Source organism: Dactylosporangium sp. McL0621, from assembly GCF_049995355.1.
Classification (GTDB): Bacteria; Actinomycetota; Actinomycetes; order Mycobacteriales; family Micromonosporaceae; genus Dactylosporangium.
In genome coordinates, this window is the sequence record NZ_CP188259.1 from 6,474,695 (window position 1) to 6,488,326 (window position 13,632).

Here is a 13,632-nt window from a genome sequence, read left to right on the forward strand (position 1 = left end):
TCAGGCCTCCTCCGGTGACGCCGGCACGTTCAGGCGGGCCAGGAGGGCGCGGCGCTCGGCGCCGAAGCCCGGTGCGTCCGCCGCGCGCGGGTGGGGCAGGGCGACGCGGCGGTCCTCGGCGATGCGGCCGGCGTCGAGGATGAGGATGCGGTCGGCCAGCAGGAGCGCCTCGTCGACGTCGTGGGTGACGAGCAGTGCGGCGAACCGGTGGCGGGCCCGCAGCCGGCCGAACAGGGCCTGCATCTTCAGGCGGGTCAGGGCGTCCAGGGCGCCGAACGGCTCGTCGAGCAGCAGCAGGTCGGGGCGGCGCACGAGGGCGCGGGCGAACGCGACGCGCTGGGCCTGGCCGCCCGAGAGCTCGAACGGCCACGCCGAGGCGCGGTCGGCCAGGCCCACCTCGGTGAGGGCCTCGCGCACGCGCGCGGGCAGGTCCTCGCCGCGCACGCCGAGGGCCACGTTGGCCGCCACCCGCTTCCAGGGCAGGAGGCGGTGTTCCTGGAAGACGACGGCGGTGGAGCCTTCGGTGCGGTACACCCCGGAAGCCTCGGCATCGAGCCCGGCCAGGACGCGCAGGAGGGTGCTCTTGCCGGAGCCGCTCGCGCCCAGCAGCGCCACCACCTCGCCCCGGGCGATGGTCAGGTCGACGCCGTCGAGCACGACGGTGGCGCCGAACGCGCGGCGGACCGCCGTCGCGGTGGTCACGTCGCCCGCAGTCCCCGGTGCCATGCCAGGAGCCTCCTCTCGCCGTAGCGCAGCGCCAGGTCGGAGAGCAGGCCGAGGGTCGCGTACACGAGCAGGCCCAGCACCACCACGTCGGTCTGGCTGAACTCGCGCGCCTCCATCATCATGAAGCCGAGCCCGCCCTGGCCGTTGACCTGCTCGCCCACGACGAGGCTGAGCCAGCAGGCGGCGAAGGCGAAGCGCAGGCCGAGGAACAGCGAGGGCAGCGCGCCCGGGACGATGACGTGCCGCACCCGTTCCAGCGGGGTGAGGCCGCAGGCGCGAGCGGCCTCGACCAGGCGCTCGTCGATGCCGCGGATGCCGGCGTACGTGTTGAGGTACACCGGGAAGAACGCTCCCAGCCCGACCAGCGTCACCTTCAGCGACTCCCCGATGCCGACCCAGATGATGAGCAGCGGCACCAGGCCGAGATGGGGCAGCATCCGGGCCATCTGCACGGTCGGGTCGACGAGGTCGTCGCCGAGGCGCAGCAGGCCGGCCACCGCGCCGAGGGCGAGGCCGAGCAGGCCGCCGATGAGCAGGCCCAGCGCCGCGCGCTGCAGCGAGTCGAGCAGGTAGCCGCCGAGGGTGCCGTCGGCGGCGAGCCGCCAGCCGGTCGCCAGCACGGTGCTGGGCGCGGGCAGCTTGTCGGTGTCCAGCAGGCCGATGCGGGCGCCGCCCTCCCACGCGGCGGCCAGCAGGACCGGCGTGACGGCGCGCCGCCACCGGCGGGCCCGGCGGCGCGCGGCCGGCGGCTCGGTGCGCACGGCCCGGGCGGTGCGCGGGCGGCGGTCCAGCAGGGTCATCGCAGCAGGTCCGAGTACTGCTCATCGACGCGCGACCTCATGTCGACCTTGCCGGGAATGAGCTGCAGGTCGGTGAAGCCGTCGGCGATCTGCTGCAGCTCGTCGCCGATCTGCGGGCTGATCGCGGCCAGGGGCTGGGCGCTGCGCTGCAGGGCCCGGCCGGCGACGTCCTCGGGAATGCCGAGCTCGGGGGCGAGGATCTTGACGCGCTCGGCCGGGTTGGCGATGCCCCAGTCGGTCACCTCGCGGTACGCCTTGAGGAACTCGCGGATCTTCGCGCTCTTGGACTTGAGGGCCTGCGGCGAGACGAGCAGGTACTCGCGGTTGTTCGCCAGGCCCGTGGCGTCGACGAGCACCTTGACGCCGGCGTTCTCGGCGAGGGCGAAGTACGGGTCCCAGATGATCCAGGCGTCGACCTGGTCGTTGTCGAAGGCGGGGCGGGCGTCGGCGGGCTTGAGGTACTGCACGTCGATGTCCTTGATGGTCATGCCGGTGGCCGCGAGGAGCTTCACGAGCAGCCAGTTGACGTTGGAGCCCTTGTTCAGCGCGACCTTCTTGCCCTTCAGGTCCTTGAACGAGGTGTACCCGCGGGAGGCCTTGACGAGCACCGCCTCGCCCTTGGGCACCGGCTGCGAGGTACCGATGATCCTGAAGTCGATCCGGCCCGCCGCCGCGAAGATCGGGGGCGCCTCGCCGACCTGGCCGATGTCGATCGCGCCGGCCTTGATGCCCTCGGTGAGGGCCGGCCCGCTCTCGAACAGGTTCCAGGTCGTGCCGGGCGCCTCGGCCTTGCGGGCCTTGACCAGGCTCAGGCCGCCGAAGCGCTGGTAGCCGACGCGCAGCGGCTCGTCGGCCGCGGCCGCGGCGGGCTCGTCGCCCTTGGCACAACCGGCCATCAGGGTGGTGCCGAGCAGCAGCAGGACACCGGCCAGGGCGGTCCGTAGACGCATCGATGACACTCCCGATAGCGGTTCGTGAATACGTTGCCCCGGCACTATACCCATAAGCCCTACCGGTTGACTAGGATTAGGCCGTGACCCTCACCTTTCACTGGTTCCTGCCCACGAACGGCGACGGCCGCGACATCGTCGCCGGCGGGCACGGCGCCCAGCCCGGCGCGGCCGGCGGGGCCCGCCCCGTCACGGTGGCGTACCTCGGCCAGATCGCCCGCACCGCCGAGCAGCTCGGCTTCGAGGGCGCGCTCACGCCGACCGGGCTGTGGTGCGAGGACGCGTGGCTGACCACGGCGATGCTGGTGGCGGCGACCGAGCGGCTCAAGTTCCTGGTCGCCTTCCGCCCGGGCCTGCTCTCCCCCACCCTCGCGGCGCAGATGGCCGCGTCCTACCAGCGCCTCTCCGGCGGGCGGCTCATGCTCAACGTCGTGACCGGCGGGGAGAGCCGGGAGCAGCGGGCCTACGGCGACCCGCTGGACAAGGACGAGCGCTACGCCCGCACCGGCGAGTTCCTGCACGTCGTGCGCGCGCTGCTGCGGGGCGAGGCGGTCACGTACCAGGGCCGGCACATCGGCGTGGAGGACGCCCGGCTGCAGCGGCTGCCCGCCCAGGTGCCCGACATCTACTTCGGCGGCTCCTCGGCCGCCGCCGGGCCCGTCGCCGCCGAGCACGCCGACGTGTACCTCACCTGGGGCGAGCCGCCGGACGCGGTGGCCGGCAAGCTGGCCGGGATCGGGAAGCTGGCCGCCGAGCGCGGCCGGACCCTGCGCAGCGGCATCCGGCTGCACGTCATCACCCGCGACACCGCCGAGGAGGCCTGGGCCCAGGCCGCCCGCCTGCTGCGGGGCATCGAGCCGGCCACGATCGAGCAGGTGCAGGCGAACCTGGCCCGCAGCGAGTCCGAGGGCCAGCGCCGGATGCTCGCGCTGCACGGCGGCCGGCGCGACGCCCTGACCATCGCCCCGAACCTGTGGGCGGGCGTGGGCCTGGTCCGCGGCGGCGCCGGCACGGCCCTGGTCGGCAGCCACGCGGAGGTGGCCGACCGCATCGAGGAGTACCACCGCCTCGGCATCACCGAGTTCATCCTGTCCGGCTACCCGCACGTGGAGGAGGCGTACTGGTTCGGCGAGGGCGTGCTCCCCGTCCTGCAGGCCCGCGGCCTGTGGCGGCACCCGTCCGCGCCGGCCGCCGAGCCGGCCACGGTCCCCTTCGCGGGCCGGTAGCTGTCGGGAACCCGATGGCAACAAGGGTGAACGGTTCCGGCCCGGCCGCGTGTCTCTCGGCAAGGTGACCGAGCGAACACGCGGAGGGCTGAACCATGAACAGCATCGTCCGGCGGATGGCCTGCGTCGCGGGCGTCGTCGCGATCGCGGTCGCGGGCATCGCCGCGCCCGCGCACGCCTATCGGGCGCGTTCTGGTTCCGGCCGGTCATGATGCACGAGCTGCTGCACGCGTTCGGGCTGGAGCACTCGGCCGACTCGTACTCGTTCATGAACGGCGGCTGGTACCCGTGGGCGGGCGGCGGCGGCGACATGGCCGACGCCATCAAGCCGCTGCCCGACGACGTCCGCGCGATCCGCGACCTGTACCCGGCGTCCGGCTCCCGGTCCGAGATCGCGCTCCTCACCACCTGGTACGACAGGAACCGCGTCACGTCCGGCGCGGCCGACCAGGTGTGGGTGTGCAACCCGAGCCGCGGCAGCGCCATCTCGACCGGCGCGCTCGCCACCGCGTACTGCGGCGTGGGCGGCCCGAACGCCGGCTCGACCACGGTCTGCGCGGGCGACAACATCTACGCCTGGTACGTCATGGCGAACTACTCCACCGACACGGCCGACGACATCAGCGTGCGCATGTACCTGTCCACCGACGACGTGTACAGCAGCAACGACCTGCTGTCGCCGAGCACGCCGAGCCCGACCGTCGAGGCCGCGCACTCGAGGGTGATCGGGAACCGGCTGGAGGTGCCGAGCGGCCTGACGTCCGGCACGAAGTACTACGTCATCCTCCACGCCCTCGGCACCACGTCGTCCGGCGACTGGGTCGAGGACTGGACCCCGCTGCCCGGCCGGCTCACCGCCTGCTGAGCGGTGAGGGCCGGGTTCCCGTGCGGGTCAGCTCCATGGCGAACGTCTGCCGCCGATCCGTCCCGGTGAACCCGGCCCGGCGCACGGTGTTCGGCCCGACGCCGTAGCGCGCGGCCGGCTCCGGTCCGGTCGGCCGCCGGCCGCCCACGGGCACCGCCCGGAGGCGGCGAGGTCCCGCCGGCGGCCGGCCACCGCCTCGGTTTCATTGCGGCACTCAGCCGTACGCCTCGAACTCGTAGATCCGCGCGGCGCCGCCGGTGCCCGACTGCTCCGCGGTGATGACGTTGAGCCGCAGGTACCGCGCCGAGGCGTTCACCCCGTGCGTGGTCACGCTCGCGGTGTTGCCGCGGGCCTGCACGATCGTCGTCCACGTGGTGCCGTCGGTGGACGCCTGCACGTCGTAGTCGCGGGTGTTCCAGGCCGTCGACTCCCCGCCCGCGCCGGCGTGGCGGATGGTGACGGTCCTGACGGTGGCATTGGCCCCGAGGTCGACGCGCCACCACTTGGAGGCGCCCGTCGAGCACCACTTGTCGCTGGTGCCGCCGGAGACGCTGCCGTTCACCGCCTTGGCCGGGCCCTCGTTGGCGTTGCAGGACGAGTCGGCGGTGGCGGGCTTGTTCAGGGCCAGGTTCGCCGACGCCGGCGGCGCGGAGTCGAACGACGGCGGGGCGTCGGCGGCGGCGCTCCCCCACGCGGTGTTCGCGGTCGTGCCGAGGGTCAGGTCGACGGTACCGCCGGCCGCGAGCACGCTCTCCGGCAGCCACGGCCGCGTGGTCGTGGCCCCGTTGAGCTTCGCGCTCTGGATGTACGGCGCGTTCGTCGCCGCGCCGGTGCCGTTGATCGTGATGGTGGCGCCGTTGCCGCGGTGGATCACGATCTGGCCGAACAGCGGGCTGCCCAGCAGGAGCTCGCCCCGGCCCGGCGCGAGCGGGTAGAGGCCGATGGCCGCGAAGACGTACCACGCGGACATCGCGCCGAGGTCGTCCTGCCCCGGGATGCCGCCGGGCCCGTTCGACCACAGCGTGTTCACGACCTGGCGCACGGTCTGCTGCGTCTTGTACGGCTGGCCGGCGAAGTCGTACAGCCACGGGGTACCGATGGACGGCTCGTTGCTCAGGTCCGACTTCGTGCCGCCGGCGTTGGACAGCGCCCAGCTGCCGTCGCTGTTGTGGAAGAACCCGTCGAGCCGGGCCGCCGCCGTGGCCGCCCCGCCCATCTTCGCGAACAGGCCGTTGACGTTGAAGGGGACCATCCAGGTGTACTGCGCCCCGCTGCCCTCGGCGAACCCGTCGGAGCTCGCCGGGTCGAACGACTGCCAGGCCCCGGCCGAGTTGCGTTGCTGGATGTAGCCGGTCCCCGGGTTGAACACGTTCTTCCAGTTCTGCGCGCGGCCCAGGAACTGCGCGGCGTTCGCGGAGTCGCCGAGGCGCCCGGCGAGCTGGGCGATGCCGAAGTCGGCCGACACGTCCTCGAGGGTCTCCCCCGCGCCGCCCCAGGCGTTGCCGTCGGAGGGGACGTAGCCGATGGACAGGTACTTGTCCAGGGACGGCCGCTCGCCGACCACCATGACGTTCCAGCCGGTGCGGCTCAGGTCGGCGGCGGTGACGGTGGTCGCGGCGCGGACCATCGAGGTGAGCGCGCCGGCCGCGTCGAACGTGGTGCCGCCGAAGGCGTAGATGCTCGCCACCGCGGCGTGGCCGGGGTCGCCGGTCATCACGTGCGTGCCGCCCTGGTTGTGCGTCCAGCGGTCCCACACGCCGTTGTTCTGGCTCGCCTGGTTGAGCAGCGACTCGGCGATGTCGGCGCCGACGTCGGGGCGCAGCAGCGTGACGAGCTGGACCTGGTCGCGGTACACGTCCCAGCCGGAGAAGTTCGCGTACTGGGCCCGCTGCGCCCCGGCGACGGCGTGCACCTGCTGGTCCATGCCGCGGTACTGCCCGTTGGTGTCGCTGAACACGTTGGGGTGCAGCAGGGAGTGGTACAGCGCAGTGTAGAACGTGCCCTGCTGCACACTCGTGCCGCCGGTGACGGCGACCCGGTTCAGCTCGGCGTTCCAGGCGTCGTGGGCGCGGGTCCGCACGGTGTCGAACGCGGTGCCGGCCGGGTTCTCCGCGTCCAGGTTGGCCTTGGCGTTGGCGAGGCTGACGTAGGAGACGCCGACCCGCATCCCGACCGCCGCGCCGGTGCCGGTGTCGAAGGAGACGTACGCGCCGGAGCCCTTGCCCGCCGGCGGCCAGCCGGACGTGCCGTAGGTGGTGCCGCCGCTGGAGCTGGTGGAGCCGGGCGACAGGGTGCCGTCCTGCCATGTGCCCGTGCTCGCGAACGGCTTGTCGAAGGCGGCGTAGAAGTACAGCGTGTAGTAGCTGCGCCGGTCCTCGGTGTTGATGTAGCCGCAGAAGTTGCCGCTCGTCACCGAGCCGCTGACGACCCGGTTCGCGGTGTCCACGGTGGTCGTCGCGGCGCTGGAGCCGACCTCGGAGTTCGAGGTGCGCACGAGCAGCGACGCGGTCTTGCCGGCCGGGTAGGTGAACCGGCCCGCGCCCGTGCGCGTGGTCGCCGACAGCTCCACGTCGACGCCCGAGTCGAGGCCGACGCGGTAGTACCCCGCGGTGCCGGTCTCGTTCGCGTGCGCGAACGAGCTGGCGTAGGTCGCGTCGGTGCTGTCCGACGAGGGCGAGGAGGACACGGTCGCGGGGTACGGCAGGAACGGCACGTCCCCGGCGCCGCCGGCGCAGCCCGTGCCCGACATGTGGGTCAGGCTGAAGCCGCGCGTGCGGGTCACGTTGTAGTCGTAGCCGCCCGGCTGCGGGGTGCGGGTCTGGTCGCCGCGGGTGTTCTCCGGGCTCCACTGCACCATGCCGAACGGGGTGTCGGCGCCCGGGAAGGTCTCACCGGAGTTGGCGGAGCCGATGAGCGTGTTGACGGTGGCGGCGGGATCGGCCACCGCCGCGACGGCGCCGGCCACGGCGCTGAGCTGGACGGCGCCGACGGCCGCGGCGAGGGCCGCCACGGCACAGAGGGCCCGCCTGAGGGCATTTGGACGCATGGGGACACGCCTCCTGAGGGGATGCTTCGCAGCGGCGCTCTGGCGGGAGCGCGGCGCGCGGAACGGGTCAACGACCTTCGTCGATCCCTAAAGGAAGCTAACAATGGCAACGATCGATAACAAGGGGGTTTTGTAAAAATTTGCCCTCTGGACGGGGCGGGCCCGGGCTTGTACCTTGCAGCTGACCGTGACGCCGCCCGAGGAGGTGAGACCCATGAACGCTGTAGCGATGTGGGTGCTCCCCCTGCCGTCACGGCTGGGCGACTGACGTAGGTGTCGCCGGGAGCGCCCCGCCCACGAGGCACTCCCGGAAGGCAACACCCATGGACCCTGAATTTGACGTGATCATCGCCGGCTGCGGGCCGGCCGGTGCGATGCTGGCCGCCGAGCTGCGGCGGCACGATGTGCGGGTACTCGTCCTGGAGCAGGACACCGAGCCCACGTCGTCCGTGCGCATCGTCGGCCTGCACATCCGCAGCCTCGAGCTGCTGGCCATGCGCGGGCTGCTGGACGGCATGCTGGAACACGGACGGCGGCGCCCGGCCGGTGCCTACTTCGCCGCCATCGACCAGCCCGCGCCCGCGCGCGTGGACTCCGCGCACGCCTACCTGCTGGGCATCCCGCAGCCGGCCGTGGTCCAGCTGCTCGAGGAGCACGCGATCGCCCTGGGCGCGCAGGTCCGGCGCGGCCGTGCGGTGGCCGGCTTCGAGCCGGACGACGACGGGGTGACGGTCGAGCTGGCCGGCGGCGAACGGCTGCGGGCGCGCTACCTCGTCGGCTGTGACGGCGCGCGCAGCAGGGTGCGCAAACTGCTCGGCGTCGGCTTCCCCGGCGAGCCCGCACGCAACGACACGCTGATGGGCGAGCTGGAGGCGAGCGCGCCGCCGGAGGAGATCGCCGCCCGGGTGGCGCAGATCCGCGAGACCGACAAGCGCGTCATGTTCGGGCCCGCCGGCCCGGGCGTCTACCGCGTCGTCATCCCCGCCGCGGGCGTCAGCGACCGCGCGGAACCGCCCACCCTGGAGGACTTCCGGCACCAGTTGCGCGCCGTCGCCGGTACCGACTTCGGCGTGCACTCCCCGCGCTGGCTGTCCCGCTTCGGGGACGCCACCCGGCTGGCCGAGCACTATCGGGCCGGGCGGGTGCTGCTGGCCGGCGACGCGGCCCACATCCATCCGCCGATCGGCGGCCAGGGCCTGAACCTGGGCCTCCAGGACGCCTTCAACCTCGGCTGGAAACTGGCGGCGCAGGTCCGCGGCTGGGCCCCGGAGGCGCTGCTGGACACCTACGAGGCCGAACGCCGTCCGGTCGCCGCGGACGTGCTGGACAACACCCGCGCCCAGACGGAGCTGCTGTCCGACGGCCCGGGCCCGCGGGCCGTGCGCCGCCTGCTGACCGAGCTGATGAACTTCGACGAGGTGAACCGCTACCTGCTCGAGAAGATCACCGCGATCGGCGTGCGCTACGACTTCGGCGCCGGCCCCGACCTGCTCGGCCGCCGCCAGCCCGACATCGACGTCAAACCGGGCCGCCTCTACGACCTCCTGCACGGCGGCCGCGGCCTGCTGCTGGACCGCACCGAGGGCCTGACCGTGGGCGGCTGGTCGGACCGCGTCGACCACCTCGCGGACCCCACGGCGGCCCTGGATGTTCCGTGCGTCCTGCTGCGCCCCGACGGCCACGTCGCCTGGATCGGCGACGACCAGCGGGACCTGGACGCGCACCTCGCCCGCTGGTTCGGCCGCCCCACCGGCTGAGCGGGCACGGCGTCAGGCCCCGGCGGCCTCGGCGACGTAGGCGGCGGCCGGCGGGCCGACCACGCGTTCGAGGAAGCCGGGGCCGTGGCCGCCGGGTTCAGCGCCGGGTCAGCGCGATCAGGGGAATGCGCCGGCTGGTCTTCGTCTGGTAGTCGGCGAAGCCCGGCATCCGGGCGACCAGGCGCTGCCAGGTCGCGGTGTAGTCCTCGTCCAGGATCTCCTCGGCGTGCACGTCGAGCACCTCGGTGCCGACCTCGGCGGTCGTGTCGGGGTTGGCGTTGAGGTTGTGGTACCAGTCCGGGTTCTTGTCCGCGCCGGCCGCCGAGGCGACGATCACCATGCGGTCGCCGTCGGGCAGGTAGGCCACGGGGTTGACGCGCTCGGTGCCGGTGCGGGCGCCGAGGTGGTGGATGAGCAGCAGCGTGCCGCCCTCGAACGGGCCGCCGACCTTGCCGCCGTTGGCGCGAAACTCTTCGATGATCTTTGCATTCCAGTCGCTCACGGCTCAATCACATCACCGTACGGCGCCGACGGCTACCTCGGCGCCGGCCACCGTCCGGGCGACCCATGGCCGCCCGGACGGTGGCGGGCGGTTCAGCGCAGCAGGGACACGTCGGTGATGGTGACCCCCGGGGCGTCCTGGACCGCCCAGAACACGGTCTGGCCGACCTGGATCTCGACCTCGGCGGGCTCGGCCGCCGCGCCGCGGACGTGCACCAGGGTGCCGCGGGCCAGGGCCCGCTGCCACTGCGTGCGCCGCCCGTTCGCCTTCTGGGCCCGGGGCTCGGGCGCGGCGACGCGGACCACGCCGCGCAGGCCGCTGCCGTTGGCGTCCGCCCACTCGTAGGTGCCGGGCAGGCCGAACGCGTGGGTGTAGACGGACTCGTCGCACAGCGCGGCGGAGTCCACGACGGTCTTGCCGATCGCGCCGCGCACCGCGAAGCCGGTGCCCGTGGTGCCGTCGGTCGACCAGGTGACGAGGTCGCCCCGGTTGACCTCGAGCCGCGCCGGGGTGGCGGTCAGCTCGCCGTCGACCCGGCCCACGGTGATGTGGTGCTGCTGCTGCGCGCCGCCCTCCTTGTCGGCCACGACGATCGCGCGCGCGTCGTCGTCCTCGTCGGCGAGCCCGGTCGGCAGCGGCGACAGGTCGTAGCGGAAGGTGCCGGGCGCGCTGAAACGGTACGAGAAACAGTTCGTCAGGTTGAGAAACCTGCTGTCGAGCGTGTGCATCGGCCTCTCCTCACAGGTCCGCGCTGAGGACGAGCTCGTCCTCGCCGGTGGACTGGACCTCCGCCGCGAGCGCGGCGATGGTGAACGGCACGGCGGGGTCGTTCGGGCCGGCGGCCGGCAGGGTGATGACCTGTGAGCGGCGGGTCAGCTCGATGGTGAGGCCGGCGACGAACAGATTGACGACGGTGCCCAGCAGGCCGGTGATCGACGCGACGCCGAACGCGGCCATGATGACGCCGACGGCCAGGGCGAGCAGCGGGCCGATGAACGGCACGGCGGCGACGGCCGCGGCCACCGCGCCGCCGATCGCCAGCACGAGCGCGGTCGCGGCGGCGCCGAGGTCGAGCTTGCGCACCTGCTGGATGACGAGCGCGACCACCCAGTCGCCGCCGGCGAGCGTGACCGACAGGCCGAAGTCGGCCGAGACGACCGCGGTGCTGGAGAACGACACCGGCACGGTGATGGTCGGGAAGCCCAGGCAGATCTTCGGCGTGCAGATGTCGCCGAACGGCGTCGGGATGCAGATCCGCGGCAGGCAGAAGTCGAGGAAGCTCAGGTCGAGCGTGAGCTTCAGCGACAGCGTGTAGTGCACCGCGACGTCGTCGACGGCGGCGGTACCGGGGGCGACGAGCCGCAGCACGCCGCCGGTCAGGTTCGCGGAGGCGCTGTAGGCGGCGCCGAACGGGCCCAGCGCGGCCGAGCCGGAGGCGCTGCGGGTCCCCAGCGCCTGCTCCCCGCGCTGCAGCAGCACGTTCGCGGCGGCCTCGTCGACCGCGGCGATGATGTCGGTCGCCATCAGGCCACGCCTCCCCACACTTCGAGCCGGTCGTCGGCGACGGCCGGGCCGGACTGCAGCACGAGCTTGAAGAACCCGCCGTCGATGAGGTCGAACGGCAGCCGGACCTGGCTCAGCGCGCCGTTGAGCAGCGTGCGGACCAGGCATTCGAGCAGCCCGTCCAGCGACGGCGGCTCGACCTTCTCGACGGCCACCTGGTCGACGACGAGCGAGACGTCGCCGACGCCGGGCGAGAAGTACCGGGCGCTCGGGTGGCCGACCGCGACCACGTCGAGCGTCGTGCGCACCGGCGTCACCGTCCGGTGCCGGTCGTCCTTGGGGTCGTCGCGCAGGCAGCCGACGGTGATGGTGGCCGCGGTCGCGACCGCGAACTGGTTCGGGCCCAGGCCCAGCGGCGGCGGCAGCGCGCCGTCGGCCGGGAACAGGTCGACGTGCGGGACGGTGAAGTCGACCGCCCACGGGATGCCGCCGGGCACCCCGGGGAACGGGATCGCGCTCATCGCCGTGACCGCCGGAGAGCTGGCGGACACGAACGGCGGCGAGGCGTAATGCAGGTAGTGCGGGCGGACGGTGAACAGGGTCGTGAGCGCCTTGTTCACCCCCGCCTGGCCGAGGGCGCCGAAGACGCCGAAGGTTCCGGTCAGGCTCATGGAAGTACCCCCCAATCCTTTGCCTTCTCGACGCGCGGGGGTCACTCGTTGATACGACAGTGGTGCGGTTGCCCGGGCGGCGGCAGCAGCACGGCACCGACGCCGGGGATCGCGTCGCGGCGGGCCTGGGCGATGAGCGCGGCCGCGGCGGCCGGGCCGTTCTCGCCGGTGCACGACATGCGGGCCGCGATGAGCCCGGCGACCATCGGCGTGGAGAACGAGGTGCCGCTCCACGTGGCCATGCCCTCGAAGCGCTGCCGGACGCCGCGGCGGGGCGGTTCGGTGTACGTGTACATCCCGCTCGGGAACGCGTTGACGAGCCGCTCGCCGGGCGCGTACACGTCGACCCACGAGCCGAAGTTGCTGAACCCGGCGCGGGCCCGCCAGTGTGCGGCGAGGGCCCCGACGCCGACCGCCCAGCGGCTCGCGGCGGGCCAGAACGGCGCTCGGCCGCCGTCGTTGCCGGCCGCGGCGACGAGCACCACGCCCTTGTACCGGTGCAGGAAGCTGTCGTGGAAGGCGTCGAGGACCATCAGCTTGGCCGGGTCGTCGGTGAGCGTGCCGGCCGACAGGCTGATGACGTCCGGGTGGTCGTGGACGAGGCCGTGCTCGAGCGAGGCCGCCAGCTCGCGCTCGAACGCGGTGCCGGGCGGGTTCGTCGCCGGGCCGAACAGGCTCCCGGGCAGCCCGGCGCGCACGATGACCTCGGCGGCCGGGGCCACGGTGCGGATGACGCCGGCGATGAAGGTGCCGTGGCCGGCGTACCGCTTGATCCTCCCGCCGCCGACGCCCGGATCGGGGTCGCCGGTGACGCCCGCCAGCCACGGCTTCGCGGCCGCCTTCGGGTCCAGGCCGGTGTCGATGACCAGGATCCGGATGCCCTCGCCGGCCCGGTGCTCGCCGGTCGGCGGAGGGTCGGGCGGCGTGTGCGGCGGGACGTGGCCGGGCTCGTCGGCGGGGCAGACGCCGGTGTGGTCGGTCAGGTGCAGCAGGTGCTCCGGGCCGACGTCGCCGGGGCTCAGCGGGTCGTGGGTGCGCCGGCCCTCCCCGTCGAACAGGCCGTTGCGCAGCACCCGCAGCGCGTCGAACACACTGCGACCGGCGCCGATGCGCAGGTACCGCAGGCCGTGGAACGCATCGCCGTCGCGGGGCTCCTCCGGGCGCCGCTCCGCCCCCGGGTGCGGCGCCGCGGTGCGCTCGGCGTCGTCGCGGGGCTCCTCCGGGCGCCGCTCCGCCCCCGGGTGCGGCGCCGCGATGCGCCCGGCGTCGTCGCGGGGCTCCTCTGGGCGCTGCTCCGCCCCCGGGTGCGGCGCCGCGATGCGCCCGGCGTCGTCGCGGGGCCGGAAGCCGGCCGCGGCCAGGATCTCGCGGGCGCGGGCGGCGGACTCCTCGCGGGCGAGCACGAAGCCGCGCCGCACGAAGTACCGGATGCCGCCGGTCTCGTCCCAGTCCGGCGGCCCGGGCTCGACGTAGTTGCCGTACTCCTCCAGCACCAGCGCGGTCTGGGCCTCGGCCGGCGTGCGGGCCTCGCGGGACCGCGGCCATCCTTCGTCGTTCATCATCGGCTCCTTCCGGTATTGCCGTTG

Annotated in this window: 12 protein-coding genes; 3 read left to right on the forward strand and 9 right to left on the reverse strand. The window is 73.5% G+C overall.

Annotation, left to right across the window (positions count from 1 at the left end; genetic code table 11):
- Genes ACPPVO_RS30635 through ACPPVO_RS30645 form a run of 3 tightly spaced genes read right to left on the reverse strand, consistent with a single transcriptional unit; the run spans position 1 to position 2,476 of the window.
- Positions 1 to 726: an ABC transporter ATP-binding protein gene (locus ACPPVO_RS30635; RefSeq protein ID WP_426502005.1), complete on the reverse strand. Its 726-nt coding sequence runs from the start codon at positions 724 to 726 to the stop codon at positions 1 to 3.
- The gene (locus ACPPVO_RS30640) at positions 699 to 1,526 is read right to left on the reverse strand and encodes an ABC transporter permease (protein WP_426502006.1); all 828 of its coding nucleotides are present in this window, start codon (positions 1,524 to 1,526) and stop codon (positions 699 to 701) included. Before ACPPVO_RS30640 ends, ACPPVO_RS30635 begins: the two co-directional genes overlap by 28 nt.
- Positions 1,523 to 2,476 carry an aliphatic sulfonate ABC transporter substrate-binding protein gene (locus ACPPVO_RS30645; RefSeq protein WP_426502007.1) on the reverse strand — a complete coding sequence of 318 codons (954 nt, stop codon included), beginning with the start codon at positions 2,474 to 2,476 and terminating at the stop codon, positions 1,523 to 1,525. Before ACPPVO_RS30645 ends, ACPPVO_RS30640 begins: the two co-directional genes overlap by 4 nt.
- An 83-nt stretch (positions 2,477 to 2,559) precedes the next feature.
- Between ACPPVO_RS30645 and ACPPVO_RS30650 the strand changes: the two genes are divergently transcribed.
- Together ACPPVO_RS30650 and ACPPVO_RS30655 are read left to right on the forward strand one after the other, a co-directional pair.
- Entirely contained in the window at positions 2,560 to 3,702 is a 1,143-nt protein-coding gene (locus tag ACPPVO_RS30650) for an LLM class flavin-dependent oxidoreductase (protein WP_426502008.1), read from the forward strand.
- A gap of 208 nt (positions 3,703 to 3,910) precedes the next feature.
- Positions 3,911 to 4,567 (forward strand): hypothetical protein, encoded by a 657-nt coding sequence (locus ACPPVO_RS30655; RefSeq protein WP_426502009.1) that lies wholly within the window; start codon positions 3,911 to 3,913, stop codon positions 4,565 to 4,567.
- Between the two features lie 214 nt (positions 4,568 to 4,781).
- On the opposite strand, the gene ACPPVO_RS30660 is transcribed toward ACPPVO_RS30655, so the two are convergent.
- Positions 4,782 to 7,577: a GH92 family glycosyl hydrolase gene (locus tag ACPPVO_RS30660; RefSeq protein WP_426502010.1), complete on the reverse strand. Its 2,796-nt coding sequence runs from the start codon at positions 7,575 to 7,577 to the stop codon at positions 4,782 to 4,784.
- 359 nt (positions 7,578 to 7,936) lie between these two features.
- Between ACPPVO_RS30660 and ACPPVO_RS30665 the strand changes: the two genes are divergently transcribed.
- Entirely contained in the window at positions 7,937 to 9,370 is a 1,434-nt protein-coding gene (locus tag ACPPVO_RS30665; protein WP_426502011.1) for an FAD-dependent monooxygenase, read from the forward strand.
- Between the two features lie 97 nt (positions 9,371 to 9,467).
- Here ACPPVO_RS30665 and ACPPVO_RS30670 read toward each other — a convergent pair whose 3' ends face one another.
- The 5 genes from ACPPVO_RS30670 to ACPPVO_RS30690 form a co-directional block, all read right to left on the reverse strand.
- Positions 9,468 to 9,872: a nitroreductase family deazaflavin-dependent oxidoreductase gene (locus ACPPVO_RS30670; RefSeq protein ID WP_426502012.1), complete on the reverse strand. Its 405-nt coding sequence runs from the start codon at positions 9,870 to 9,872 to the stop codon at positions 9,468 to 9,470.
- A 92-nt stretch (positions 9,873 to 9,964) separates the two neighbouring features.
- A complete protein-coding gene (locus ACPPVO_RS30675; RefSeq protein ID WP_426502013.1) occupies positions 9,965 to 10,600 on the reverse strand; it encodes a hypothetical protein in 636 nt (211 codons plus the stop codon).
- Positions 10,601 to 10,610: 10 nt separating this feature from the next.
- Positions 10,611 to 11,396 carry a hypothetical protein gene (locus ACPPVO_RS30680; protein WP_426502014.1) on the reverse strand — a complete coding sequence of 262 codons (786 nt, stop codon included), beginning with the start codon at positions 11,394 to 11,396 and terminating at the stop codon, positions 10,611 to 10,613.
- Positions 11,396 to 12,046, reverse strand: coding sequence for a hypothetical protein (locus ACPPVO_RS30685; protein ID WP_426502015.1), 651 nt, complete (start codon positions 12,044 to 12,046; stop codon positions 11,396 to 11,398). The genes ACPPVO_RS30680 and ACPPVO_RS30685 overlap by 1 nt, the downstream gene beginning before the upstream one ends.
- Before the next feature lie 41 nt (positions 12,047 to 12,087).
- A complete protein-coding gene (locus ACPPVO_RS30690) occupies positions 12,088 to 13,605 on the reverse strand; it encodes a S8 family serine peptidase (protein WP_426502016.1) in 1,518 nt (505 codons plus the stop codon).
- Between the last annotated feature and the right edge of the window lie 27 nt (positions 13,606 to 13,632).

Bases quoted from the DNA above. Each gene is read 5' to 3' on its own strand.
- ACPPVO_RS30680 (WP_426502014.1), bottom strand. From the start codon at position 11,396: ATGGCGACCGACATCATCGCCGCGGTCGACGAGGCCGCCGCGAACGTG.
- ACPPVO_RS30665 (WP_426502011.1), top strand. From the start codon at position 7,937: ATGGACCCTGAATTTGACGTGATCATCGCCGGCTGCGGGCCGGCCGGT.
- ACPPVO_RS30675 (WP_426502013.1), bottom strand. From the start codon at position 10,600: ATGCACACGCTCGACAGCAGGTTTCTCAACCTGACGAACTGTTTCTCG.
- ACPPVO_RS30640 (WP_426502006.1), bottom strand. From the start codon at position 1,526: ATGACCCTGCTGGACCGCCGCCCGCGCACCGCCCGGGCCGTGCGCACC.
- ACPPVO_RS30645 (WP_426502007.1), bottom strand. From the start codon at position 2,476: ATGCGTCTACGGACCGCCCTGGCCGGTGTCCTGCTGCTGCTCGGCACC.
- ACPPVO_RS30635 (WP_426502005.1), bottom strand. From the start codon at position 726: ATGGCACCGGGGACTGCGGGCGACGTGACCACCGCGACGGCGGTCCGC.
- ACPPVO_RS30690 (WP_426502016.1), bottom strand. From the start codon at position 13,605: ATGAACGACGAAGGATGGCCGCGGTCCCGCGAGGCCCGCACGCCGGCC.
- ACPPVO_RS30685 (WP_426502015.1), bottom strand. From the start codon at position 12,046: ATGAGCCTGACCGGAACCTTCGGCGTCTTCGGCGCCCTCGGCCAGGCG.
- ACPPVO_RS30655 (WP_426502009.1), top strand. From the start codon at position 3,911: ATGATGCACGAGCTGCTGCACGCGTTCGGGCTGGAGCACTCGGCCGAC.